The following is a 26,557-nucleotide window of genomic DNA, read 5'->3' on the forward strand; positions in this document are numbered from 1 at the left end:
CCATGACGGATTTAGTTATCAATAAAAATGGAATCAGAAAGCACTTAAGTATCATAAGGACTATCAAAGGTGTTGGTTATAGAAACGGTTCATTTAAAACAAAGCCAGTACCTATGGGCTGGATAAAACCTCATGTATTTTATGTCAATCTATCTACAGACTCAATCAGTGATATCCAATACAAAGTAGCACTGGCAAATGCAAATCAATTATATTCGACCTGAGAGGTTATCCTTTAGATGATCATGCCTTTAATCTAGTTCCTCACTTATTGACAAAACCAATTAGCCCAAATACCTTTTTTACACCAGAAATCATCTATCCTGATTTTGATCAGATCACCTATCAGTCTGATCCTGAAAAAAAATAATTCCGCTATTGCCTCATTTAACAGCTAAAGTTTACTTTCTTACTGATGCCAGCGCACAAAGTGCTTCAGAAACCCTTCTCGGCCAGATAAAAGATTTTAAACTCGCTACAATTATTGGTCAGCCAACCTCAGGAACAAATGGGAATATCAATATGATTTACCTGCCAGGACGCTACTCTATTGGCTATACAGGTCTTTTGACGAAAAATAATGATGGGAGTAAACATCACCTTGCAGGCATTATCCCTGATGTGATCATTAATCCTACTCTGAAAGGGATCAGTTCAGGAAAAGACGAAATATTAGAAGAGGCGATAAGAATCTGTTTATAATTTAGATGATAAACAGATTCTAAAAATGGCTAAATAAAACATTGACAGAAAGCACGCTCCTTTTTTTTTCCTTACCTTTGCTTTGTAAAATTATGCAAGGACTAGTAATAAAATCAACAGGGAGCTGGTATTTGGTTCATGGAGAAGATGACCGTGATTATCAATGCAGGATTAAAGGGAAGTTCCGGATCAAAGGGATTCAGACCACCAATCCTATTGCGGTTGGAGATCAGGTAGACTTCGAAATGGAGCCGAATTCTGAAAATGGAGTCATTTATAAACTTCATCCCCGAAAAAAAACTATATTATCAGAAAATCAATTAACTTATCCAAACAGGCTCAGATTATTGCAGCTAATATAGATGAGGCTTTTCTGGTGGTAACACTCGCTTCACCACGTACTTCACTAGGTTTTATAGATCGCTTTTTAGTAACTGCAGAAGCTTATAGTATCCCTTCAGTATTAATCTTCAACAAACTGGATTTATACAATGAAGACGGTCTTGAAGTATTAGCAGAGTATAAAAATATCTATGAAAGCCTGGGTTATCCATGTTATGAGGTTTCTGCTACCGAAGGTACAAATATGCCTCTGATAGAAAGCTTATTAAAAGATAAAACAACCCTTTTTTCAGGCCATTCGGGCGTAGGAAAATCCAGTCTGATTAACGTGTTGTTACCTGACAGAAATATTAAAACAGGCGAAATATCTGAATCCAGTGATAAGGGACAGCATACCACTACATTTGCCGAAATGCATACGCTTCCTTTTGGTGGTTACCTGATAGATAGCCCTGGAATCAGAGAGCTGGGTATTTATGATATTAAACCAGAAGAACTAAGTCACTATTTCAGGGAAATGCGTGATCTGATGCACAAATGTAAATTTCACAATTGCCGTCACATCAATGAACCTAGTTGTGCAGTTTTAGACGCTGTCAAAACCGGAGAAATAGAAGCCAGCCGTTACGAAAGTTATCTGAGTATGTATCACGGCAATGAAACCAGAGCTTAAGAACACCAGCGATGAGAGCAGTTATACAAAGAGTTACAGAAGCAAGCTGTAAAGTAGATCATGCAGTAACCGGCGCAATTGAAAATGGATTACTGGTTCTGCTGGGCATCGAAGATGCTGATGAACAGGACGATGTAGAATGGCTCGCAGCTAAAATATTCAATATCAGAATTTTCAGCGATGAGAACGGCTTAATGAACAAGTCTCTGGCAGATATAGACGGAAATATTTTACTGATCAGCCAGTTCACCCTATTTGCAGCGACTAAAAAAGGGAACAGACCGGGTTTTACCAGGGCAGCAAGGCCAGATAAAGCAATTCCGCTTTACGAAGCTATGATCAGACAACTCACCACAATGGTGAATAAACCCGTACAAACGGGCGTATTTGGTGCAGACATGAAGATCAGTCTGATCAATGATGGTCCCGTTACGATATTAATAGACACCAAAAACAAAGAATAAATGACCATACAAGAAGCACAGGACACTGTTGACCAATGGATCAATACAACCGGGGTCCGTTATTTCAACGAATTAACGAATACAGCCATTTTAATGGAAGAAGTAGGTGAAGTAGCCCGTATTATGTCACGCAAATACGGAGAACAATCTTTCAAAAAAAAGTGATGAAGCAGTAGACCTTGGTGATGAAATGGCTGATGTGCTGTTTGTACTGATCTGTCTGGCTAACCAAACAGGTATTAACCTGACTGAAGCGATGGAGAAAAACCTGGTTAAAAAAAGTATCAGAGATGCCGACAGGCATAAAAATAATGAAAAATTAAAATAGCACAGTTTTACAACTGTGCTTTAATTTTTAATGCTGCTTCCTGCAGTTCTTCCTGCGTAGGATTCAGCTTCGCTTTGCTAAAGTTCATATCCCCCACAGCATTCATAGGAATCAAATGGATATGTACATGAGGTACTTCCAGGCCAATCACGGCCATTCCTACTTTTACACATGGAAAAGCTTTCTTTAGTGCTACAGTACAATCTTAGCAAATAAGGTAAGGCCGAAATAACTCTCTTCGTCCATATCAAATATATAATCAATTTCCTTTTTAGGGATTACCAGTACATGGCCCATCGTTAAAGGACTGACATCTAAAAACGCCAGAAATTGTGTCGTTTCGGCAACTACATGTGCGGGAATTTCTCCTGCTACGATCTTGGAAAATATACTTGACATATAAAATGATTATCTGGTGATTTCTAATATTTCAAATTCAATCTTTCCTGCCGGAACCTCAATCTCAGTTTTATCACCTACCGATTTACCCAGTAAACCCTGAGCAATAGGAGATTTTACAGAAATTTTTCCGGTTTTAAGGTCAGCTTCAGTTTCAGCAACCAGCTGATAACTCATTGTTGCACCGTTTTTAAGATTCTTTATTTTAACGATCGATAATGCAAGTACCTTAGTCAGGTCTAATTTCGATTCATCAATTAATCTTGCAGATGCAAGTGTAGTTTTTAACTTAGATATTTTTGCATTCATGCAGACCTTGTGCTTCTTTAGCAGCATCGTACTCCGCATTTTCTGATAGATCGCCTTTATCTCTTGCTTCAGCTATAGCTTTGGAGATCAATTGTCTCCCTGTAGTAGTTAAGTAATGTACCTCTTCCTTTAGCTTATCTAATCCTTCCTGAGTGTAATATGTTACCTCTGTCATAGCTTAATTTATTATTTGTAAAACCTTTAAAATACAAACAAGACTATATTGGCAATAAGCCCACATAGTCTTGCTTCAATTAAAACGAAGATAACAGGCAATTCTTACAAAAGCAAATCTTTTGATTTGAATTGTTTGGAAAGACCTCAAAGCCCACTTAAAATTCGGCCAATAAACTTGTTTACAGGCTTAAAACAATTACTTTTGGGAGCCTGCCAGACAGGCAATGAATGAAATATAAAAAAGAATATGGAAAAACACATTTTCAAAATAGCTGCCTTATTTTTAATGGGAACCCTCACTGCACAGGCCCAGAGCTGTATATGCCAAGAAATATCAAAGCGGCATACGACAATGGGACACGCTCCCTGGATGGCAAACCCGGAAAAAGCTACTGGCAGAATAAGGGGAAATATGATATGACAATCACCGTCACCCCAAACGATAAACTGGTTAAAGGAACAGAAACGATAACCTATACTAACAATAGTCCTGACACCCTCAAAAAAGTTACGATGAGGTTTGTCAATAATGTACACAAGCCCGAATCACCAAGAGCAGGTTATGTGAATAAAGACTACCTAACCTCTGGCTTAGACATCAATTTGTTTACCGTAGATGGTCAGTCCTATAATGTAGATACTAAAGACTGGGGCACTACTGACGATATTAAACTGAACAACGCTATAGCTCCGGGCAAAACAGTGACATTTAAAATCAACTGGAGTTATCCCTTATCAAAATTAAGCGGCAGAGAAGGTCAGATCGACAACACCACCTTTTTTGTAGCTTATGCTTTTCCAAGAATTTCAGTTTATGATGATGATATAACGGATGGGATAAAATCCCGCACACAGACCGTACAGAATTCTATAATGATTTTAATGACTACCTGTTAACCGTTAAAGCTCCTAAAAACTACGTTGTATGGGCCACAGGCGATTTAAAAAATCCGGATGAGGTCTTACAACCAAAATTTGCCGAGAAGCTTAAAAAGTCTTATACAAGCGAAGAAGTTGTTTCTATTGCGAATGCACAGGAAATGGCAAACGGTGAAGTGACCAGACAGAACGAATGGAACTCATGGAAATTTTCCGCTGATCACATCACCGACATCACCTTTGCCATGAGTAATCATTATTTATGGGATGCAGGTAGTGTAGTTGTCGATCATAAAACTCAAAGAAGAACCAGCGTACAATCTGCTTACGATAGCAAAGCTGAAGATTTTTCACATGCAGCAGTATGGACTAAACAGGCTTTGGACTGGTTTTCAAATAACTGGCCGGGTGTTCCTTACCCATTCTCAAAAATGACGGCAGTACAAGGTTTTGCCGATATGGAATTCCCGATGATGGTCAATGATTCAAGTACTCCGGATATGGAATTCAGCCAGTTTGTTCTTAACCACGAAATAGCGCATACTTATTTCCCTTTTTACATGGGAACTAATGAAACACGTTATGCACACATGGACGAAGGCTGGGCAACTACCTTAGAATATCTGATTGGTCAGCACCAGCTTGGGAAAGACCGGGCAGATCAGAATTACAAGAAATTCAGAGTAGAAAGATGGATTAAAGATCCTTCTACCGAAGAAGATCAGCCTGTAATTACACTATCTACTCAGGTTTCCGGAGCTGGTTATGGCAATAACGCTTATGTCAAGCCTTCTCTTGCCTACCTTGCATTAAAGGATATGTTTGGAGATGAATTATTCAAGAAATACCTGCATGTCTATATGGATCGCTGGAACGGAAAGCACCCAATTCCATGGGATTTCTTTAATACGATCAATGATGCCTCTAAGCAAAACCTGAACTGGTTCTGGTTCTGGAACAATTGGTTTTTCAGCAATAATTATATTGATCTGGCAATGGATAAAGTAACGATCAAAGGACTAACTTATAGCGTTTCTATCAAAAACACAGGAGGTTTCGCTATTCCGTTTGATATTAAAGTAACCTATACTGATGGGACTACACAGGTGATCCATGAAACTCCACAAGTATGGAGATACAACCAGAAAGCGATTAATATTCAATTCACTGCAAAGAAGACTGTTTCTTCTCTTGTATTGGATGGAGGCATTTATATGGATGCTAAACCAACAGATAACAGCTGGAATAAATAAAGTAAATAAGCATACAAAAGGCCGCCCCGATTTTATTCAGGGCGGCCTTTTGTATGCTTATTTATTTAAGAATCAGAACAGGCCTGTTTGCATCCCTGGCTAACCCTTCTGTTATGCTTTTATGCGTTAAGTTATATAAGAAGCTGTGAACTCCTGGTAGAGCAATAATTAATTGCTGATTATGCTGATAGCAGCAAATGTAACTACCCCACGTAAAAAATATCGCTATCATCAGCATAAAACAATTCATACTCATAATCGCTTAATACTTCTTTGATAATCCCATTAATTTCAAGTGCCGGATGATCCGGATGCAAGTGCTTTTGCTGAGGATCAACATTCAGCAACGTAAGTTTAGGATGTGGCCAATCTTTGATCTTATGCAAGCGGTTCAAAAGGCCGGCATGATTAACTGTTCTGAAATCACAAGCTACCAGTACATTCTTAATCGGTTGATAAATTGTATCAGGAGGTACAATAAAAACCGGGATGGTACTGACTTTTGCAATTTCGACCATCAGACTGCCTACAAAACTGCTGTCTCCGCCTGACATACTGTTACTTCCCAGAAATAAAACATCGGGATTTTCTGTTTCGATCATTTTTAAGACTGCCCGCAATAAAGGCATTTCCAGAAGTACAACTTTAACAGTAGTGCCAGAGGTCAGTTTACTCAAAAGCTGTGTTTTCAGCTCTTGGAGCTGGAGTGTAAGCTTTTGTTTTAATTCCTGTATTTCTTGTTCACCAGTCTGTATAAAATCGGGTGTTGGATATAGTTGTTCAAAAAAAGAGACGTGAAATTGTGCAAAGAGAATGATCTGTTCAACATCACGGTTATTACTCAAATCGGCAGCATAATCAACAGCGTGATCAGCAGATAGTGAAAAATCAACTGGTATCAGAATTGTCTTCATAATCAATTATTTTATTTAATGTTCTTTGTCAGTTCCCGGATAAGTTGTGTTGCTGCAATGATACCTTCAGCTGTAAGCGTCTGGCTGGCTCCGGTATACATCTCAACTGCCCAGGGAAGCAACTCTTCCTGCAACCTTTTTCCTTCAGGGGTCAGATAAATCAGCTTATTTCTTCTGTCATTTACATCTTCCTGTCTTTGAACCAGTTCTCGTTTAGCAAGATTATCAATCAGGTAGGTCATACTGGCCTTTTCCTTAATAATTTTATCCGCGCTTTTTCCTGCTGGTTGATTCCATCTTTTTCCCAAAGACAGATCAAAATCTCTAGCATTTCGTAAGTGATGTTCAGCTTATTTTCTTTAATCCTGGACTGGATGAACTGACGCGAGCGACTTCTCATTTCAATGACCGCACGTCCAAGCTCAAGGGCCAGCAAGGCTTTACTTTTAGTTGTCATAACCTTTATTTAAGATGATGCAATAAAGTTAAGGAATAGATAGTATAGTTCTATACTATTAGTATCCAATTAAAAAGATGTGACACAAAATCATTAAAAGGTATTTAAAATCAATTATTTTTTTCTTCCTGTTCCCTGCGACCAACTTCCTGAGTCATTCTGAAAGTCAGAAAACCCAACAAAACAGCAACTATCGCAATAGCTGCCCAGATTAACCATCCCGGAATACCTTCCGCTTTTGCCACCTTATTTTTCACCTTTTCAGCCTGATATAAAGGATTTGGAGAAATCGCCTGATGGTCCAGCTGCTTAAGTTCCTGTTGCAAACTGTCACCAAAAAACTTAAGATCATAATCTGGTGCGGCGGCTTTTCCATCGCCAAATAAAAGCTGATACGCCTGTCCTTTTTCAAGATAGCTGATTAATGACTGGTTCAATTGATAGGCACTAATCCCTTTCAATACCAAAGGTGGATTATCACCATTCAGTATCTCCAGCTCTATACGCTTTGTTTTTACCGAAAAATATAGATATGGCATGGCCGAAGAACTAATTACTGTATCAACGACCAGCATTCTGTCTTTACCACCAATATCATAAACACGTATATTGCGCTTATAATATTTTTGTCCGGCAATATCCAGATGGAGTTTATTCAATTGATAATTATCATTAAACTGCACTTTAATATGACTTGTCCCGGCACTGTCCTTCTGCTTAATTACAGCAGCTGCAAGCTTCACATAAACCGGGGGAATAGTTTGCTGTCTGTAGATACCAGCCTGTAAAATTGCTACTGACCCTTTATTCTCATTATTGATCTGTATAAGATAACGATAACGATACGAACTGGAAGGGAAATTTCAGCTGTTGCTGATACGTTCCGTTATCCGCCTCACCAGAAACGGCCTCTTCTAATGAAATGTTCTCTTTTATTGCATACCATTTATTTAAATCGTCACTTCCTGATAAATTTACAGTTCGCTTAACAGAAGCATTACGCAGCTGCAGACTTAGTTGATTAATAGTCAGATGTTCCTTATTCTCTGCGATAAACGTAGTTATCGTATCCACCTCTGTCAGAGTTTTTAATTTTGGAAAAAAGCAATAAAACTCTTTTGATCTTTAAATACCAGCTGATTCCCAAAAATATAGGGAGAGAACTGTTTCTTTTGATTCAATATCCTGATGTCACCCAGATTAGCCTGACATTTCGCGATCAGTTCTGATTTTAAATCAATCCGGTAAAATCCATCAGTTTCCACTTTTGGCAATTCTGCCTGATACCTGAATGTCTGCTGTGCAAACAGACAAGACATATTCAATAACAGATTAATGTTAAAAAAACTTCTTTAGTCTTCTTTAATGGGTTCATCTGCTGCAATTATTTTTTTAACCTTTTGATACATAAACGAAATGATTAACAGCAATACGCCCAGGAAGAAAAAAGCTGCAATTTTACCTGCAGGCGGGATATTGCGGATATCAAATATAAACAGCTTTAATAATGTTACTGCAAACAGTGTCAGAGATATGATTCGCAGCGTCAGGAATTTATAACGCATCCCTAACCACATCATTGCAAAGGATAATAAGCCCCATAATACCGGAAGACCCGTTTTGATATAAATAGTCTCCACATAATCAACCGGACTCTTTGCTGAATAAAACAGTGCATTACTCACTAAGCTGATTTCAAGACTTAAGAAAAGCACAATAGAGCCTGCTATTATCCAGCTGGCTATTTTTATTAAACCTTCTGGCAATGATGTTCTTGCTATTTTAATTAACTGATAAAACAACAAACCAATAAATACAGCTCCAATCCAATGCGCCATAAAATGGAACGATGAAACTGCATGATCCACTAATATAGCTTCCTGTACATCGAAAAACTCTACCATTAAAAACAAGTAAACCGCAATACAGACAGAGATCAGACCTGCACCTACTATCCAGTTTAACCGGACTGCTTCAAATCTTTTTGAAAAGAAAAGATAAAGGTAAATGAACACGGATCCATATAATATCACATATAAACTGTTTAAAGAAGTAACCGGAAAACGGTTTGCAAACTGGTGATTAACTTCCAGCAGGCCACTCATAAAAAGCAGTACAATCGCGGTGTATTTAATAAACAGTGGATGGAGTATATCTCCCTTTTGAGCTTCCTGATCTAATTCTTTTTGGTTATAAAGAACATACAACAGATATGAACTTACAGCAGCAAATAATGTGGTAATAAACCCTTTGTTGATCAAAACATTAACCTGCAGGGTCGAATCGGTATAAATAGCCGACCAGTCCATAAACAAGCTGAATGAATAACATCGCCCCATATATTAACTGCGAAGCCAGCTGCATTAAATAAATACCGGATTTTTTATAAAGCCAGTAAAGCAATACAGTCTCTGCTGCCCAGAACAAAGTAATATAATGACCGTGTAGCTGAATAGGGCCTGCAACGGATATAAATGTAAGCGTAATCCCGATCAGCAGGTAAAGTACATTGGTATCTACCTTTTTATTTCTAAACAGTAAATAAGACAACAACAAATTAATCACCGCAAGACCAACTGTAAAAAGCCCCCGAAACTGTTCCTGATGCATAAGTGTAAGCAGGTAAAGACCAGCGCCAAAGTACAACGCCGTATTCGCAAGCAGTATCGTAAAGTCAGATCCGATAAACGTTTTATTCTCCCTGACATTATGAGCAACATTGATCCCAAAGAAAAGCAGGTACAAAATACTCGCATATAAAAATCCGACACCAGCACTGGCATCAGGCATTGAAAACAGACTTGCCGAGAACATTAAAACCGTTAATACAAATGTCGAAATGTTAAGTATACGCCATGATTTGCGATAAGCAATCACCAGCAAACCTGCGTTTAAAATAACCAGGTAAGCAAACAAACCATGATAATTAGCATGTCCTGTACTCACCATTAACGGACTGGTTAAACCGCCTATCAATGCGATTACTGCAACCTCCTGCCGGTCGTAGAGCAACGAAAGTGCAACCGCAAAACAGGTTATTCCGATCAGAATAAAAAAGGACGTAGTTTGATTAAACAGATGAAACTGATGAAACGCGAGGGTAACGGTAAAATATAAAACAGCTATTCCTCCCCCTACCAAGACAGAACTGAATGCTTTATAAGAGTTACGTAACCAATGTGCAATACCAATCAGGATTCCTCCACAAAGCACACCTATACCAACACGGCCTACCGGGCCAATCCAATTGCTGTCAATGGCAAATTTTACAAAGTAACCTATGGCCAGTACCAATATCGCAATACCAATTTTATTGATTAAATTCTCACCAATAAATTTCTCCTCCAGATCAGGATGTTTTTCAAAAAATGAAAGTTCGGGTTCAGCTGGCTCATGAAAAACTTGTTTCGGAGCATGCTCTTCAGCCAGATGGTCATAGATATTACCGGACGGAGTATAAATTGTTTCTGGATGTGACTCTTCAGGAACAGGAGTTTCAGCAGGCTCCTCTTTAACAGGGCCCGGAATAAAATCATGTAAAGGATCACGGTCAAGATCTTTTTTAGTTTTATAAGGCGGCGGCACAAATGAAACTGGTGGTGCCTGAAAGGGTGGCGGTGGCATGACTACAGGTGGCATCTCCGCCCCTGATGGGGTTTCCGAAGATTCCTGAGTTGAGGATTCTGGCGGAACATAACCAGCTCTGCTTTGCTTTAGGAGCTCTTGAAACTCGAAAATCCGGTATTCAAGCCTTCCAACTCTTTCGTTGATGCTGCTTTTGGTAGTCACAATCAAAACGATGATTACACCAAGTAATAAGATAAATAGGAACTCCATTGTTTACAGGTTTGTTTATAAAGATAATTTTATTTTCCAATCCTGCACAAAAAACCCGATCGGGGAAACGATCGGGTCTGTCTTCATTTGAATATGTTTAACGCTAAAGTTGTTCCAGTTTATCAGCAAGTACCTCCGAAATTTTTCGGTAAGAATCAAAAGTCCAGCCACCTACATGGGGCGTCAGGATCACTTTAGGCGATTCTTTCAATTCCTGATACCAGGGTTGCTCAGCAAGATTCGGAAACTTTTCCGCTTCCAGCACATCCAGTCCGGCACCCAGTATTTTACCTGATTTAATTGCGTCCAGTACAGCTTTAGTACTTACAATTTCACCTCTTGCAGTATTGATAAAGAAAATATTCTTTTTGAAATGGTATAGATATTCTTCATCCACCATTTGCCTGGTTTCAGTAGTCAGCGGAATATGTAAACTCAGTACATCACTATGTTTAACAATTTCTTCCATACTGCATTCCTGGGCGTAAGCATCAGAAAACCGTTTTTTATATTTATCATAAGCAATCACCTTCACGTCAAAACCCGAAAGTTTTTTAGCCATACTGCTGCCCATAAAACCATAACCAATAATTCCGACAGTTTTACCTTTCAGCTCCCATCCACGGTTTCCTTCACGATCCCAGATCCCATTTCTGATCTCAATATCGGCTTTGCGATGATTGTTAATTAATGAAAGAAGCATCCCCATAGCATGTTCTCCTACAGCATCCCTGTTACCTTCAGGCGCATTCAGCAACTGAATATGATGTTCTTTTGCATAAGCCTCATCGATATTATCCAGTCCTGCTCCTGCTCTGGCAACAAATTTAAGTCCCGGAGCAGCTTCCATCAGTTCTCTGTCTATCTTAAATTTTGTCCGCACTGCGATACCGTCGTATTTTGAAATCACAGCCAGCGTCTCTGCCCTGGTAATTTCAGGAAGATCATCAACTTCGTAACCTAATTGCTCTGCCCTGCTTTTAAATACAGGATGTAAATCTCAACAATTAAAATTTTACCGTTCATCTGCTTTATAATTATAACGCCAGCTTAGTTACCAGCTGTGTAAGGGTAATAAAATCTTCTACGCTTAATTGCTCTGCCCTTTTTTCAAAATAGATATTGTCATCCATTTTAACTTTAGGCAATACGCCTGATAAAGCATTTCTTAATGTTTTTCTACGCTGATTAAATCCGGCTTTGACCACAGTCCAGAACAATTTCTCGTCACAATCTAAAGTCACTCTTTCGTTTCTGCTCAGACGGATTACACCCGAGTTCACTTTAGGAGGTGGATTAAAAGTCCCTGGTTTTACAGAAAATAAATAATCAATATTATAATAGGCCTGGATCAGCACACTTAGAATCCCGTAATCTTTTGTTCCGCTTTTAGATGCACAGCGTTCTGCAACTTCTTTTTGAAACATACCTACCATCTCTACTACATTTTCTCTGTGTTCCAGTACCTTAAATAAGATCTGAGAAGAAATATTATAAGGAAATTACCTATGATAGCGTATTTCCCGGTAAATACTTTTTTCAGATCCATTTTCAAAAAGTCCCCGTTAATTAACCTTTCGCCCATTTGCGGATACTTATCATTTAAGAAATGATAGGATTCCACGTCGATATCGATCATAAAGGTTTCCAGGTCTTCTCTTGCCAGCAGAATATCCGAAAGGATTCCCATACCCGGTCCTACTTCAAGCACCTGACGGTATTGATCGGTATGGACAAGACCGTCTACAATTTTAGCCGCTATTTTTTTATCGGTCAAAAAATGTTGTCCTAAATGTTTTTTCGCCCTTACCAAACTCATATGATTGCTGTTATATTTTATTAATAGGAAGAAGCCTGAACTTCTAAAAGGTGCAAAATAACTAAAGTTTTACGAGTAAAGGTTAAATTTTAGAAATCAGACTACCATTTATGTATTGATAAAGTTGATTATCTTTAGGAGTATAAATCAATATCATGGGAAATATTTGTAAAATAGCAATGATGCTGATCTTACTTTCTTCTTGTAAATCCACGCAGAAGTTATTCGATAAAGGAGAATATAGCAAAGCCTATTATGCAGCAGTCAGCGATCTGAAAAAAGATCCTTCGAACTCTGTTGCACTAGGAATACTGCCTGTTTCTTACAGAGAGGCAACTTCAAAATACGAACAGGATATTATTGCTGCAAAAGCCAGTAAAGGCAAAAGAGGCGAAGTTCTTGATCAGGTATACAATAGCTATGAATCTTTGCAGAAAATGTATGATGCCGCTATAAACGCCAAAATTCAACCCGGCACTTTTAGTCTGAAAGATTACAGCACAGAATTAAATACAGCAGCAACAGATGCCGCTTCAGCAAGTTATAACAGGGGCATTGTGTTATTACAGCGTAATGATAAAGCCAGTGCAAGAAAAGCTTATGAAAGCTTTAAACAAGCCGATACTTATGTCCCCGGTTATCAAGATGTCATCGCTAAAAAGCAACAGGCTTACGATGCCGCAATAACCGTTGTCGCAGTCAACAGAATTGATCAGCGGTTTGGATACTACACGATCAACGGCAATTTTTTAGAGAGTGATATTATATGGAACCTCAATTCTATCGGAGACAGAAATTATTATAAATTCTATAGCCTGAGCTCCGGACAGCAAACTGATCTGAGAATCGATCAGTATATGGACATCAATATGTACGACATCTGGTTCAGTAACCTTTCTACGAATACCTATTCCTACAATGTATCAAAAAAAATCCCCATAAAAAGTGATAAAATGGCTGGCAGTCAAAGCAGTAAAACTATAAGTGCTACAGTATATGTGACCAGGCGCATTATTAATTCACGGGCAGTGATGGACTATCGGATTAAAGATGCCGCTTCACAAAAAATAATAGCTTCAGATCGTATTCCGGCACAGTATACCTGGGAAAGTCTCACCGGCAGGTATACTGGTGATCCGGCAGCATTAAGCGGAAGAGACCTCGCCATCATTAATGGTGCAGCTGGTAACAGACCGGGTTATGATGAGCTGTACAGGGAACTCACCCGTCAAATTATGACGCAGTTTAATTTCGCAATGAGAGACATATATCGTTAAATTCTGTATTTTGCGCAAATTTTCATTTGAACATGAGCAATAAAATCAAAATAGGTATCAGTATAGGTGATGTAAATGGCATTGGTTTAGAGGTTATTCTGAAAACCTTAGCCAACAACAGTATTCTTGATTACTGTACCCCTATCGTTTATGGACATACAAAAGTAGCTTCTTACCATAGAAAAGCATTAGGTCTGAGTGATTTCAGTTTTAACGTAATCAATGACGCCGAGGCTGCGAATCCTAAAAAAGCAAATATGATTAATTGCTGGGAAGAGGATGTAAAAATTGAATTGGGTGTAGCCAATGAGATCGGTGGAAAGTACGCCCTTTTATCATTAGAAAGAGCAACAGAAGACCTGATCAAAGGAAATATTGACGCTTTAGTCACTGCTCCAATCAATAAACATACCATACCATACAATCAGAGAATTTTAAATTCCCGGGACATACAGAATATTTGCAGGAACGCACCGGAAGTTCGGATGTGCTGATGTTTTTACTCAGTGAAGATGTTCGCGTAGGTGTGGTTACAGGCCACATTCCAGTATCGAAAGTTGCTGAAAGTATTACCAGAGAAAGCATTGTTAAGAAACTTTTACTGATCAATAAGAGCTTGAAAAGAGACTTCTGGATTGAGAAACCAAAAATCGCAGTACTAGGCTTAAACCCTCATGCCGGTGATAATGGCCTGTTAGGGCCTGAAGAACAGGATATTATTATGCCTGCCATTCAGGAAGCCTTTGATTCAGGAGTAATTTGTTTTGGCCCTTATCCGGCAGATGGATTTTTCGGTAAAGGTGCTTACAAACAATTCGACGCTGTATTAGCAATGTACCATGACCAGGGTTTAATTCCTTTCAAGACTATAGCTTTCGGAACTGGCGTAAACTTTACTGCCGGAATGAATATGTACGTACCTCACCCGATCACGGTACAGGGTTCGATATAGCAGGAAAAGACCTTGCAGACCCGTCTTCTTTTATAGAGGCAGTTTTTGCAGCTACACACATCGTAAAACACAGACGTGAGCAGGATGATCTGTTAAGCAACCAGTTAAGAAGCGGCGGAAAAATTATAGAAACTGCGGCAGATGTGAAGGACGATGCAAATTAACGACAATAATATTTCTAAAACATTTCAGAAATATCAAATTAATTCATACATTTGCGGGCTAAAATTTTGTTACAATTGAAACCTTTAAAACAATTTTCAATCCCGTTTACTGGCTTAAAAATTGGCAAGCATCAATTTGATTTTGAGATTGATAACAGCTTTTTTGATGCATTTGAGTACTCTTTAGTAAAAAAAAAAAGGAGACCTGAAGGTAACTGTAGAATTGGACAAACAGGAGACAATGCTGATTTTGAAAATTCGCATTGCCGGAACGATAAAACTTGATTGTGATAAATGTGTTTAGCCGAATTTGATGCCCCTCTGGATATTTCAGAAAGGCAGATTGTAAAATTCGCTGAAGATGAGCTGGAGAGTGATGATTTAGAAATCATCGTATTGAATAAAAAAGAAAGTAGTATCGATATTGCTGAGATTCTATATGAATTTATCACTGTATCGGTTCCCTATATAAAAATTTGTGAGCAGAACGGCAATGGTGCCAAATGCGACAAAGAGATGATTGAAAGACTTGAAAATCTGGCTAATCCTTCTCAACAAGAAGAAAATACAACAGGTGCAGACCCACGCTGGGAAGCATTAAAAAAATTAAAATAATAATTAAATAAAGCAGCAATGGCACATCCAAAACGTAAGATCTCTAAAAGTAGAAGAGATAAAAGAAGAACTCACTATAAAGCGGTAGCTCCTTCTTTATCTACTTGTCAAACTACTGGTGCAATCCACATTCCTCACCATGCATACAATGTTGACGGTAATTTGTACTACAACGGTAAACTGGTTATTGAAAATACCTCTATAGGTTAATTTTCCTGAGAAATTGTTTGTGTTTTCAGCCTCATTAAGTTTAACTTAGGCGCTTGAAAAAAAAGGCAATAATGCTTTACTCACAAACTGATTTTTTACTATGAAAATAGGTCTCGATATAATGGGCGGAGACTATGCTCCCAAAGCAAACGTTTTGGGAGCAATAGCTGCCCATGAATTATTAGCGCCAAATGAGCATTTAGTGCTAATCGGCGATACTCAGCAAATTAAGCCTTTGCTCGCTGAAAATGGGTTCAATCCCGATCACTTTGAATATGTTCATACCGAAGAGGTAATTGGTATGGGCGAACATCCCACAAGAGCAATTGCTCAAAAACCAAACTCAAGTATTTCTCTTGGTTTCTCTATGTTAAAAAAAGGAGAGATCGACGCATTTGTTGGCGCAGGTAATTCTGGTGCGATGATGGTTGGTGCTGTTTTTAGTGTAAAAACGGTTCCTGGTATTATCAGCCTTGTCTGTGTACAATTGTACCCAAACTTGATGGTGGTAGAGGTTTAATGCTTGATGTTGGCGCAAATGCCGATTGCAAGCCTGATACTTTACTCCAGTTCGGAGTTTTAGGTAGTTTATATGCTGAAAATGTCATGCAGATAAATAACCCTAAAGTCGGACTGATCAATATTGGCGAAGAAGATGAAAAAGGAAATATGCTAAGTCTGGCTACTTTTCCCTTGATGAAAGATTGTAATCTCTTTAACTTTATTGGAAATATTGAGGGACGTGATTTATTCAATGAGAAAGCCGATGTAATCGTATGTGACGGTTTTACCGGCAATATTATGCTTAAATTAGCTGAATCGTTTTACATAATGACCATTAAGAAAGGGCTTAAAGATGAGTTCTTCGACAGGTTTAATTATGAAAATTACGGTGGAAGTCCGGTTCTTGGAGTAAATGCGCCTGTGATCATAGGTCATGGAATCTCCTCGCCTACCGCTGTTAAGAATATGATCTTTCTTTCAGAGCGAGAGACATGATCAATACAGGTCTGGTTGGAAAAATACAAGATGCATTTAAATAAAATCTGACAACAAATGAGTAAAATTCACGCTGCAATTACTGCGGTTCAAGGTTATGTTCCTGATTATGTCCTTTCTAATAAAGAATTAGAAACGATAGTTGACACAACAGATGAATGGATCACCTCACGAACGGGTATTAAAGAGCGAAGAATATTAAAAGGTGAAGGATTAGGCACCTCTGATATGGCTGTTCATGCGGTTAATGGACTGTTGAAAAAAAGAGGTATTGAGCCAGAAGAGATCGATCTGATCATCTTCTGTACAACTACTCCTGACTTGCCTTTCCCGGCCACAGCAAACATTTTAGCCGATAAAATCGGTGCAAAAAATGCCTGGGGTTTTGATTTACAGGCTGCCTGCTCTGGATTTATCTATGGGATTTCTACCGCTTCGCAATTTATTGAATCTGGAAAACATCAAAAAGTACTGGTAGTTGGCGGCGACAAAATGTCGTCTATTATAGATTATACGGACAGAACAACCTGCATCATTTTTGGCGACGGATGTGGTGCTGTATTACTGGAGCCAAATGATGAAGGTAACGGAATCATTGATTCTGTACTGAAATCGGATGGTTCAGGAAGACAATTCCTGCATCAGAAGGCCGGTGGATCTGTAAAACCTGCTTCCCATGAAACGATTGACCAGAGAGAACATTTTGTTTACCAGGAAGGAAAAGCCGTTTTTAAATTTGCAGTCACTAATATGGCAGATGTAGCGGCCGAAATTATGGAACGGAATCAGCTTAGTGCTGAAGAAGTGACCTGGTTAGTTCCACATCAGGCAAATAAAAGAATTATTGATGCAACAGCGTCAAGGATGGGTATAGGATCTGAAAAAGTAATGATCAATATTGAGCGTTACGGTAACACAACCAACGGAACTATCCCTTTGTGTTTATGGGAATGGGAAGACAAACTTAAAAAAGGAGACAACATAATTCTTGCTGCTTTTGGAGGTGGATTTACCTGGGGCTCAGTATACATAAAGTGGGCATACTAATTTTATCAGAATAAAAATATTAACTTAGAGTCTTTAAAAGACCAATATCTTTTCAACAAAACACCAAAAAATGGATATCAAACAAATTCAGGAACTCATTAAATTTGTTTCTCGTTCGGGCGTCAATGAAGTTGCAATAGAACAAAAGGACTTCAAAATCACTATTAAAACGAATCAGACCCCAACAGTTATTACTACAACTGTTCCTGCTCAGAGCTTAGCACCTCAGGTGTTACCATCTGCTCCAGCGGTACAACCAGTAGCAGTAACGGCAAATAATGCTGCAGCAGAAGCTGATGACTCTAAATACATTACCATTAAATCTCCAATGATCGGAACTTTTTACCGTTCATCAAGCCCTGACAAGCCTTCGTTTGCGAATGTTGGTGACGAGATTACTACAGGTAAAGTAGTTATCTGTATTATTGAGGCAATGAAGTTATTCAACGAAATTGAAAGTGAAGTTTCTGGAAGAATCGTTAAAGTATTGGTTGATAATTCATCACCTGTAGAATACGACCAACCATTATTTTTAGTAGAACCTATGTAATATTTGCTTCTGGCAAATTATCATCTTATCAATTATATGTTTAAAAAAATACTAATTGCCAACAGGGGCGAAATTGCGTTGCGTATTATTCGTACCTGTAAGGAAATGGGCATTAAAACTGTTGCAGTTTATTCAACTGCTGACAGGGAAAGTCTCCATGTTCGTTTCGCGGATGAAGCTGTTTGTATAGGCCCGCCTCCGAGTAAAGATTCTTATTTAAGTATCCCTAACATTATATCAGCTGCTGAATTAACTAATGCAGATGCAATTCATCCTGGCTACGGATTTTTATCTGAGAATGCTAAGTTCTCTTCTGTTTGCAGAGACTATGGAATTAAGTTCATTGGTGCTACACCAGAACAAATCAATTCTATGGGCGAAAAGCTTCAGCTAAAGAAACGATGAAAAAAGCTGGTGTACCTACTATCCCTGGTTCAAAGGGTCTGCTGGAAAGCGTAAAAGAAGGTATCGTCTTAGCTAATGAAATCGGTTACCCTGTAATCCTGAAAGCAACTGCCGGTGGTGGTGGCCGTGGAATGCGTGTGGTATGGAAAGATGAAGACTTCGAGAATGCATGGGATAGCGCAAGACAAGAGTCTGGTGCTGCTTTTGGAAATGACGGTTTATACTTAAAAAATATATCGAAGATCCACGCCACATTGAAATCCAGATTATTGGTGATCAATATGGTAAAGCTTGTCACTTGTCTGAACGTGACTGTTCTATTCAGCGTCGTCACCAGAAATTGGTAGAAGAAGCTCCATCTCCTTTCATGACTCCGGAATTGAGAGAACGTATGGGTGAAGCTGCAATTAAAGGTGCTACTGCTGTTCAATATGAAGGAGCAGGAACAATCGAGTTTTTGGTTGACAAACACCGTAATTTCTATTTCTATTTCATGGAAATGAATACCCGTATCCAGGTAGAACACCCGGTTACAGAAGAGGTAATCAACTATGATTTAATTAAAGAACAAATTAAGGTAGCTTCCGGTGTTCCAATCTCTGGTAAAAACTATCTTCCGAATATGCATGCTATTGAATGCAGAATTAACGCGGAAGATCCGTTTAATAACTTCAGACCTTGTCCTGGAAGAATCACTAATTTCCATTCTCCGGGTGGACATGGTGTAAGGGTTGATACGCATGTTTATGCAGGCTATCAGATTCCTTCTAACTATGATTCAATGATCGCTAAATTAATCTGTGTTGCACAAACACGTGAAGAAGCGATTAGTACAATGGAACGTGCACTAAGTGAATTTGTAATTGAAGGTGTAAAAACGACAATCCCTTTCCACTTGAAATTAATGAAAGATCCTAACTTCAGAGCTGGAAATTTCACAACTAAATTCATGGAAACTTTTGTTTTTTCAGAATAGAGACATCTAATTATTATATTTAAAACGTAAATACCATTCTAATAAAATAGAATGGTATTTTTGTTTTACAAATAACGTACATGAGTGATAATAAAGCGCAGGACCTTATAGAGGCCGTTAAGAAAAAAGGAAAGAATCTAGAATCTGAAATGTCTTTCTTTGACCATATTGATGTATTAAGAAAACACTTACTGAGAGCGCTGTTAGCGATTGTAATTTTCACAGGTTTAGCTTTCTGGTTTTACGATTTCCTGTTTAACACTATCATTATGGGCCCTAAGAGTCCGGATTTCTGGACTTACCGGATGATGTGTAAATTAGTTAATATCTTCCCTTCACTCGGATCTGACTTCTGTATTACCTCTATTAAAGGGAAAATTATCAATACGGAAATGGCGGGCCAGTTTACTTTACAGATTAATTCCTGTATTATGACGGGTATCGTTTTTGGTATTCCCTATATACTTTTTGAACTCTGGTTATTTATCAAACCGGCCCTTCACGAAAAAAGAAAGGCTGCAAGGGGATTTGTCTTCTTTGCTTCTGTATTATTTCTGATAGGTGTGTTGTTCGGTTATTTTATCATTTGTCCACTATCAATTAATTTCCTGACAAATTTCTCGGTGAGTCCGATGATTGAAAATACGTTCACTATTGACTCTTATTTGTCATCTGTCGCAACTTTAACAATCGGAACAGGGATTATATTCGAATTACCAGTTGTCATTTATATCCTCTCTATATTCGGTATCATGACTCCTGCTTTTATGCGTGCAAGCAGAAGATATGCGATTGTAATAATCCTGATCATTGCTGCTATAGTAACGCCAACTCCAGATATGATGACGATGCTGGTCGTAGCTTTCCCGCTATTCATTTTATACGAATTGAGTATATTCATTTCTGCTAAAATTGAACGCAGAAAAAACAAAGAACTTTACGGTACAACCAAAGGAAATAACTAAACAAACCATGTCTACACAAATAAAAATCGCCATTGGCGCTGACCACCACGCTGGCTTTGCTTACAAAGAATTATTACGTGATTTTCTGACTGACGATTTTGAAGTGCAGGATTTCGGAACCTATTCCGCAGCTTCTGTAGATTACCCGGACTTCGCACATCCTGTAGCTTCGGCTGTGGAAAAAGGAGAATTCCAATTTGGTATCCTGATCTGTGGAAGTGCAAATGGGATCGCTATTTCAGCAAATAAGCACCAGGGAATCAGGGCTGCGATCTGTTGGGAAAATGAATTGGCTGCCTTAACCAGAATGCACAACAACGCTAATATCATCTGTATCCCAGCTCGTTTTGTAACTGAAGATCTGGCTAAAGAAATGGTCATGACATTTTTAGGTACTGAGTTCGAAGGCGGCAGACATGCCGGGCGCGTAGATAAAATATCCTGCTAAAGCAATTAGCGATACAGCATGTAATAGAATTGGCCTGGACTTCACACAAGTTCAGGCCAATTTTAGTTTAAACCATTTATGAATTTCTAAAATGGCTGCGCTGTGTAACATAATAGTGACTCCTGAGAAAACCCATTCGCCTTCAATAAAAGAAATTGGTTAATTCCTTATCTTAAGAACCTTTACAGGTTAGGGCTATTCATTCAAAAAAAAATAAGAAAAAGCATAAAATTAAATAATGAACAAACACATTTTAAGTACAAGCATGGCTTTATTGCTTTGCTTGGGTGCCTGCGCACAAAGTCAAACCGCTGTTAATAAAACAGCAGTAAAATTCAGCGCAAGTATTGATAAAGCAAATGCTTACAAACATCTCTCTGTACTCGCATCTGATGAATACGAAGGCAGAGAAACTGGTAAAAAGGGTGCCTGGATGGCCGCTGATTATATCAAAAACTATTTTAAAAGTATTGGCTTAAAAGGTCCTGTACAAGGGGATTATTTTCAGCCGATTGATATGGTGACTTATCAACTGACCCAAACTGTTTTTACGATTGATGGCCATGCTAAAGAGAGTGAAAAAGACTTCGTTATCCCTGCAGCCAATGTCTCTCTTCAAGGCTTTACTTTTAATGCCAAAGAGATTGTCTTTGCTGGTTATGGCTTAGACACTGATGGCTATAATGATTATGAAGGCATTGACGTTACTGGTAAAGTGGTGCTGATCTTTGCCTCTGGCAATCCATCCATGAAAGAAGAGGCGGCACCTGCAGACCGTGCTGCAAGAAGAAAAGCAATGACGGCCAAAAGGGAAAAGATACAATATCTTGCTAATCATAAAGCACTGGCAGTAATTCAGATAGATCCTTCACTGGATACATTAACTGAAGAAATGAAAGTGATGTATGCGGGTTCCGGACAGCTTTCTTTGAAAACAGCAGAAAACACTGCGAGGATGGCGAAGATAAAAGCTTTCCCTACAATCAATGTCTCAACAGCTACGGCAAATGAGCTTTTAAAAGCTTCAGGTACTACAGTGGAAGCCTTAAAGCAAAAAATCAGTTCAACAGGTAAACCGGCCACCCAGGTGGTGAATATTTCTGTATCTGGAAGTGCACAGAAAGACGAAGTCAAAGTAAGGGCAGAAAATGTCTTAGGCTTCCTTGAAGGTTCTGACCCTGTATTAAAAAAAGAAATCTTAGTCATCACTGGTCATTATGATCACATCGGCTTAACTGTTTCGGGTACTGATAAAGTAAATAATGGTGCTGATGATGACGGTTCAGGAACTACTGGTGTATTGCTGATTGCCGACGCTTTTATGAAAGCTAAACAGGCAGGAAAAGGCCCTAAAAGGAGTATCCTGTTTATGACGGTAGTTGGAGAAGAAAAAGGCCTGTTAGGTTCAGAATGGTACTCTGAACACCCTGTGCTTCCATTGGAGAACACAATTACCAATTTAAATATCGATATGATTGGCCGTGTAGATAAAGAACATGAAGACAAACAGGATTATATTTACATCATAGGTTCTGACATGCTGAGCTCTGATTTAAATGCCGCCGGAATTAATGCAAATGACCAGTATATAAAAATGAACCTGGACATGAAATACAATAACAGAACAGATCCAAATCAATTCTATTACCGTTCTGACCATTATAACTTCGCTAAACATGGCATTCCAGTCATCTTTTATTTTAATGGTGTTCATGATGATTATCATCAGCCAGGAGATGAAGTCAGTAAAATCAATTTCGACTTACTGTCCAGACGTGCACAATTAGTCTATTTTACAGCATGGGATCTGGCCAATCGCCCGCATCGTCCTGTTGTTGACAAAAACGAAGATGGTACACCAAAAAAATAATTTTAAAAACCTGCATAACCCGCAGGTTTTTTCGTTTAACTGCAAGAGTCTGTTTTAAAATTAAAATCTAAATTTAAACAGACTCTAAGTCTAATTATTATATTTGAACATGACGAAGATTGCTGAGGATTTTTTTTTGGTAAAGGCAGATGAGAAGGCATTTGATGTAGATCATCGTAACACGATCAACCACAACATTGGAAAGTACAATGATGCGGTTGCAAGGGGATTAACGAAATTTGAGAATTTAGAAAACTCAAAGAAGAAGGCGCATGTAATCAAATGGAGAGTAATGGAAAATCTGGACAAATTCTTACCTGAATTTGAAGCCAATTTTCAGCGCCGTGGTGGAAAAGTCATCTGGGCAAATGATGCAGAAGAAGCACAAAAAGAGATATTAAATATAATTAACAAAAATGGTGGAAAGTCGGTTATTAAATCGAAATCCATGACCACCGAAGAAATTCATTTGAATGATTTTCTGGAAAAGAACGGGATCAGCTCTTTAGAAAGTGATCTGGGTGAATTTATTGTTCAGTTACTGGGACAGGCCCCTTATCATATTGTGACGCCAGCAATGCACCTCACAAAAGAGGAAATTGCAAAGCTTTTCCACGAAAAATTTGGAACACCGATAGATTATACTCCGGAACAGCTTACCCAGAAAGCGAGAGAATTACTAAGAGATAAGTATCTTACTGCTGATATCGGTATCACCGGTGGAAATTTCTGATTGCAGATACAGGCAGTATCGCACTAACCGAAAATGAAGGAAATGCGCGGTTAAGCACAACCTTTCCTAAAATTCATATCGCTATTGTTGGAATTGAGAAAATCATTCCCTCTATGGCAGATCTCGACCTTTTCTGGCCGTTGTTATCAAGCCATGGAACAGGTCAGAACTTAACCGTATACAATACGATTCTGAGCGGGCCAAGACAGCCAAATGAGACCGATGGCCCCGAAGAAATGTATGTGATCCTGCTGGATAACGGCCGCACTAATTTACTGGCACAAAAAGACCAGCGTCAGGGCTTATACTGTATCCGTTGCGGAGCCTGTCTGAATGCCTGCCCGGTTTATAAAAACATTGGCGGTCATACTTACAACACAACTTACAGCGGCCCGATCGGTTCTATTATCACCCCTCATTTACAAGGGATGAAGGAATTCAAGCACTTGAGTTATGCCTCAAGTCTTTGTGGTAAATGCTCTGAAGTTTGCCCTGTAAGATTGACATTCACAAAATGCTGCTCCTCAACAGAAGAGATGCAGTAGAACAGCATCAAAATACCAAAGCCGAAGATATTGGCTGGAAAGTCTGGAACACGGGTATGTCCAAAAGATCAAAAATGGACATGTTCGGTGGAAAAATCAAGAATTTCCTGATGAAGCTGTTCTTCAAAAAAATGTGGGGCAAGTATCGTGCTATGCCTGAGATTGCGACTAAATCCTTCGCTAAGCAATGGGAAGAAAAATCTAAAACTAAACCATTAAGCTAATTTATATGCATTTCGACCGGAAAGAAAAAGACGACAAAACTTTGTTATCGCTTTATAAGCGTCTCCTTTATCCCAGAATGGTCGAAGAAAAAATGCTTATCCTGCTTAGACAGGGCCGCATAGGAAAATGGTTTTCCGGGATAGGCCAGGAAGCTATTGCGGTTGGTTCAACCTTAGCGATGAAAGCTGAAGAATATATCCTGCCAATGCACAGAAACCTGGGCGTTTTACAACCAGGGACATCCCTTTGCGTAATCTAATGGCTCAGTGGCAGGGAAAAATAACTGGCTTTACCAAAGGCAGGGACAGATCTTTTCACTTTGGCACACAAGAACATAAAATCATTGGCATGATCTCTCACCTTGGCCCGCAGCTGGCTTTAGCTGATGGAATTGCCCTGGCAGACCTCATTGCCGGAAAAGAACTGGCTACACTTGTTTTTACAGGTGAAGGTGCGACCAGCGAGGGAGATTTCCATGAAGCGATCAATGTGGCTTCTGTTTGGAACCTGCCTGTAATTTTCCTGATTGAGAATAACGGATACGGACTCTCTACCCCTGTCAACGAACAATTTAACTGTGAACATTTAGTGGATAAAGCAATTGGTTACGGAATTGAGGGAATTCAGGTAGACGGGAACAATGTTCTGGAGGTTTTTGATACGATCACAGAGATTACAGCAAATATCCGTGCCAATCCAAGACCAGTTTTACTGGAATGCCTGACTTTCAGGATGAGAGGACACGAGGAAGCTTCCGGAACCAAATATGTCCCTCCTCACCTGTTCGAAGAATGGTCGGCTAAAGATCCTGTGAAAACCTTTGAGAATTACCTGTTTGAACAGAACATACTGACAGATGACCTTTTACAAGAAATTACAGCTGAATTTAAGACGGAACTGGATCATGAAATAGAGCAGGCATTTAATGATGCAGCCCCTGAGCCTTCAGAAGAAACAGAGATAACGGATATGTATTATCCTTACAGACAACAGGTTGTTTCTCCAACCGGATCAGCAACAGAAGTTCGTTATATTGATGCCATTACTGACGGATTGAAAATCGGGATGCAAAAATATCCCAACCTGGTGATTATGGGTCAGGACATTGCAGAATATGGCGGTGCTTTTAAAATCACCGAAGGTTTTGCAGAAGAATTCGGCAAAGCCAGAGTTCGGAATACCCCAATTTGTGAATCTGCGATAGTAGGTGCCGGACTCGGTTTATCTATTAATGGTTATAAAGCGGTCGTAGAAATGCAGTTTGCAGATTTTGTGACCTGCGGATTTAATCAAATCATCAACAACCTGGCAAAAACACATTACCGCTGGGGAGAAAAAGCAGATGTAGTAGTTAGAATGCCAACCGGTGCCGGAACCGGAGCGGGTCCGTTTCACTCCCAGAGTAATGAAGCCTGGTTTACCAAGACCCCCGGGCTTAAAATAGTTTACCCTGCTTTTCCTTACGATGCAAAAGGGCTTTTAATAGCAGCCATTGAAGATCCGAATCCGGTGATATATTTTGAACATAAATACCTATACAGAAGTTTAAGCGGATTGGTTCCTGCTGGTTATTATACGCTGGAAATAGGAAAAGCCAACTGGTTAAAGAAAGGGGATCAGTTAACCATTATCACCTATGGTTTAGGTGTACACTGGTCATTATCTTACCTGGAAGACCATCCAGGATTATCAGTCAGCCTGATAGATTTATATAGCCTGCAACCGGATAAAGAAACTGTTGCTGCCGCCGTAAAAGCAACCGGAAGAGTAATTATTCTCCATGAGGATACCTTAAGCAGTGGTTTTGGTGCCGAAATTGCCGCATGGATAGGTGAACATTGTTTTACAGATTTAGACGCCCCGGTGATGCGCTGTGCGAGTCTGGATACAGCCATTCCAATGAGCAAAATGCTCGAAGATCAATTCTTAGCCAAAAGGCGCCTTCACCAAACCGTTCAAAAACTACTGGGCTGGTAACTCCTTGGCACGATAATGGCCTGTTGTTAGCAATCCCATTATTTAC

General features: G+C 39.1%; 23 protein-coding genes and 10 pseudogenes. 21 read left to right on the forward strand and 12 right to left on the reverse strand.

Features of this window, described 5'->3' with window-relative positions; all coding sequences use genetic code 11:
* Positions 1–2: 2 nt before the first annotated feature.
* The 5 genes and pseudogenes from ACWYN3_RS24910 to ACWYN3_RS24930 all read left to right on the forward strand — a co-directional run bounded on the left by ACWYN3_RS24910 (position 3) and on the right by ACWYN3_RS24930 (position 2,509).
* Positions 3–224: a hypothetical protein gene (locus ACWYN3_RS24910; RefSeq protein WP_456216800.1), complete on the forward strand. Its 222-nt coding sequence runs from the start codon at positions 3–5 to the stop codon at positions 222–224.
* A gap of 154 nt (positions 225–378) precedes the next feature.
* Positions 379–702, forward strand: a complete 324-nt coding sequence (locus ACWYN3_RS24915) for a S41 family peptidase (RefSeq protein WP_456216801.1) — start codon at positions 379–381, stop codon at positions 700–702.
* 92 nt (positions 703–794) lie between these two features.
* A pseudogene (rsgA, locus tag ACWYN3_RS24920) lies at positions 795–1,717 on the forward strand (ribosome small subunit-dependent GTPase A).
* 11 nt (positions 1,718–1,728) lie between these two features.
* Entirely contained in the window at positions 1,729–2,181 is a 453-nt protein-coding gene (dtd, locus tag ACWYN3_RS24925; protein WP_456216802.1) for a D-aminoacyl-tRNA deacylase, read from the forward strand.
* A pseudogene (locus ACWYN3_RS24930) lies at positions 2,182–2,509 on the forward strand (nucleotide pyrophosphohydrolase).
* A gap of 7 nt (positions 2,510–2,516) precedes the next feature.
* Here the strand turns inward: ACWYN3_RS24930 and ACWYN3_RS24935 are convergent.
* Together ACWYN3_RS24935 and greA are read right to left on the reverse strand one after the other, a co-directional pair.
* Positions 2,517–2,908, reverse strand: a pseudogene (locus tag ACWYN3_RS24935) (HIT family protein).
* Positions 2,909–2,917: 9 nt separating this feature from the next.
* Positions 2,918–3,392: pseudogene (gene greA, locus ACWYN3_RS24940) on the reverse strand (transcription elongation factor GreA).
* A 323-nt stretch (positions 3,393–3,715) separates the two neighbouring features.
* Here greA and ACWYN3_RS24945 point away from each other — a divergent pair.
* On the forward strand, positions 3,716–4,291 hold the full coding sequence (locus tag ACWYN3_RS24945; protein ID WP_456216803.1) for a hypothetical protein: 576 nt from the start codon (positions 3,716–3,718) through the stop codon (positions 4,289–4,291).
* A 143-nt stretch (positions 4,292–4,434) separates the two neighbouring features.
* Positions 4,435–5,526: a M1 family aminopeptidase gene (locus ACWYN3_RS24950; RefSeq protein ID WP_456216804.1), complete on the forward strand. Its 1,092-nt coding sequence runs from the start codon at positions 4,435–4,437 to the stop codon at positions 5,524–5,526.
* A gap of 203 nt (positions 5,527–5,729) precedes the next feature.
* Here ACWYN3_RS24950 and ACWYN3_RS24955 read toward each other — a convergent pair whose 3' ends face one another.
* The 10 genes and pseudogenes from ACWYN3_RS24955 to rsmA all read right to left on the reverse strand — a co-directional run bounded on the left by ACWYN3_RS24955 (position 5,730) and on the right by rsmA (position 12,553).
* Positions 5,730–6,440: a universal stress protein gene (locus ACWYN3_RS24955; protein WP_456216805.1), complete on the reverse strand. Its 711-nt coding sequence runs from the start codon at positions 6,438–6,440 to the stop codon at positions 5,730–5,732.
* A gap of 11 nt (positions 6,441–6,451) precedes the next feature.
* Positions 6,452–6,682, reverse strand: a complete 231-nt coding sequence (locus ACWYN3_RS24960) for a MarR family winged helix-turn-helix transcriptional regulator (RefSeq protein ID WP_456216806.1) — start codon at positions 6,680–6,682, stop codon at positions 6,452–6,454.
* Entirely contained in the window at positions 6,679–6,897 is a 219-nt protein-coding gene (locus ACWYN3_RS24965) for a hypothetical protein (RefSeq protein WP_456216807.1), read from the reverse strand. The genes ACWYN3_RS24960 and ACWYN3_RS24965 overlap by 4 nt, the downstream gene beginning before the upstream one ends.
* 110 nt (positions 6,898–7,007) lie before the next feature.
* The gene (locus ACWYN3_RS24970; protein ID WP_456216808.1) at positions 7,008–7,640 is read right to left on the reverse strand and encodes a hypothetical protein; all 633 of its coding nucleotides are present in this window, start codon (positions 7,638–7,640) and stop codon (positions 7,008–7,010) included.
* Between the two features lie 70 nt (positions 7,641–7,710).
* Positions 7,711–7,971, reverse strand: a complete 261-nt coding sequence (locus ACWYN3_RS24975) for a hypothetical protein (RefSeq protein WP_456216809.1) — start codon at positions 7,969–7,971, stop codon at positions 7,711–7,713.
* Between the two features lie 14 nt (positions 7,972–7,985).
* Entirely contained in the window at positions 7,986–8,216 is a 231-nt protein-coding gene (locus ACWYN3_RS24980) for a hypothetical protein (RefSeq protein ID WP_456216810.1), read from the reverse strand.
* 33 nt (positions 8,217–8,249) lie between these two features.
* Entirely contained in the window at positions 8,250–9,206 is a 957-nt protein-coding gene (locus ACWYN3_RS24985; RefSeq protein WP_456216811.1) for a DUF2339 domain-containing protein, read from the reverse strand.
* Positions 9,163–10,734 carry a DUF2339 domain-containing protein gene (locus ACWYN3_RS24990; protein WP_456216812.1) on the reverse strand — a complete coding sequence of 524 codons (1,572 nt, stop codon included), beginning with the start codon at positions 10,732–10,734 and terminating at the stop codon, positions 9,163–9,165. The genes ACWYN3_RS24985 and ACWYN3_RS24990 overlap by 44 nt, the downstream gene beginning before the upstream one ends.
* A gap of 103 nt (positions 10,735–10,837) precedes the next feature.
* A complete protein-coding gene (locus ACWYN3_RS24995; RefSeq protein WP_456216813.1) occupies positions 10,838–11,644 on the reverse strand; it encodes an NAD(P)-dependent oxidoreductase in 807 nt (268 codons plus the stop codon).
* Between the two features lie 127 nt (positions 11,645–11,771).
* Positions 11,772–12,553: pseudogene (gene rsmA, locus ACWYN3_RS25000) on the reverse strand (16S rRNA (adenine(1518)-N(6)/adenine(1519)-N(6))-dimethyltransferase RsmA).
* A 155-nt stretch (positions 12,554–12,708) separates the two neighbouring features.
* On the opposite strand from rsmA, the gene ACWYN3_RS25005 reads away from it, so the two are divergent.
* From ACWYN3_RS25005 to ACWYN3_RS25070, 14 genes and pseudogenes are all read left to right on the forward strand, one after another.
* Positions 12,709–13,830 (forward strand): hypothetical protein, encoded by a 1,122-nt coding sequence (locus ACWYN3_RS25005; protein ID WP_456216814.1) that lies wholly within the window; start codon positions 12,709–12,711, stop codon positions 13,828–13,830.
* 32 nt (positions 13,831–13,862) lie between these two features.
* Positions 13,863–14,946, forward strand: a pseudogene (gene pdxA, locus ACWYN3_RS25010) (4-hydroxythreonine-4-phosphate dehydrogenase PdxA).
* 294 nt (positions 14,947–15,240) lie between these two features.
* Positions 15,241–15,561 (forward strand): YceD family protein, encoded by a 321-nt coding sequence (locus tag ACWYN3_RS25015; RefSeq protein WP_456216815.1) that lies wholly within the window; start codon positions 15,241–15,243, stop codon positions 15,559–15,561.
* A gap of 18 nt (positions 15,562–15,579) precedes the next feature.
* Complete coding sequence (rpmF, locus tag ACWYN3_RS25020) at positions 15,580–15,771, forward strand: 50S ribosomal protein L32 (RefSeq protein ID WP_068405618.1); 192 nt, start codon at positions 15,580–15,582, stop codon at positions 15,769–15,771.
* A gap of 100 nt (positions 15,772–15,871) precedes the next feature.
* Positions 15,872–16,814, forward strand: a pseudogene (gene plsX / locus ACWYN3_RS25025) (phosphate acyltransferase PlsX).
* 13 nt (positions 16,815–16,827) lie between these two features.
* Positions 16,828–17,817 (forward strand): beta-ketoacyl-ACP synthase III, encoded by a 990-nt coding sequence (locus tag ACWYN3_RS25030; protein ID WP_456216816.1) that lies wholly within the window; start codon positions 16,828–16,830, stop codon positions 17,815–17,817.
* A gap of 70 nt (positions 17,818–17,887) precedes the next feature.
* On the forward strand, positions 17,888–18,367 hold the full coding sequence (gene accB, locus ACWYN3_RS25035; RefSeq protein ID WP_456216817.1) for an acetyl-CoA carboxylase biotin carboxyl carrier protein: 480 nt from the start codon (positions 17,888–17,890) through the stop codon (positions 18,365–18,367).
* Positions 18,368–18,403: 36 nt separating this feature from the next.
* Positions 18,404–19,748 (forward strand): annotated as a pseudogene (gene accC / locus ACWYN3_RS25040) (acetyl-CoA carboxylase biotin carboxylase subunit).
* A gap of 80 nt (positions 19,749–19,828) precedes the next feature.
* On the forward strand, positions 19,829–20,713 hold the full coding sequence (gene tatC / locus ACWYN3_RS25045; RefSeq protein ID WP_456216818.1) for a twin-arginine translocase subunit TatC: 885 nt from the start codon (positions 19,829–19,831) through the stop codon (positions 20,711–20,713).
* Between the two features lie 7 nt (positions 20,714–20,720).
* On the forward strand, positions 20,721–21,161 hold the full coding sequence (gene rpiB, locus ACWYN3_RS25050; RefSeq protein ID WP_456216819.1) for a ribose 5-phosphate isomerase B: 441 nt from the start codon (positions 20,721–20,723) through the stop codon (positions 21,159–21,161).
* A gap of 238 nt (positions 21,162–21,399) precedes the next feature.
* Positions 21,400–23,031, forward strand: a complete 1,632-nt coding sequence (locus ACWYN3_RS25055; protein ID WP_456216820.1) for a M28 family peptidase — start codon at positions 21,400–21,402, stop codon at positions 23,029–23,031.
* 109 nt (positions 23,032–23,140) lie between these two features.
* Positions 23,141–24,533, forward strand: a pseudogene (locus ACWYN3_RS25060) (LutB/LldF family L-lactate oxidation iron-sulfur protein).
* 92 nt (positions 24,534–24,625) lie between these two features.
* Positions 24,626–25,419: pseudogene (locus ACWYN3_RS25065) on the forward strand (thiamine pyrophosphate-dependent dehydrogenase E1 component subunit alpha); the annotation flags it as partial.
* Positions 25,420–25,599: 180 nt separating this feature from the next.
* On the forward strand, positions 25,600–26,511 hold the full coding sequence (locus ACWYN3_RS25070; protein WP_456223145.1) for an alpha-ketoacid dehydrogenase subunit beta: 912 nt from the start codon (positions 25,600–25,602) through the stop codon (positions 26,509–26,511).
* Positions 26,512–26,557: the final 46 nt, after the last annotated feature.

This window comes from Pedobacter sp. NJ-S-72, from assembly GCF_053890575.1.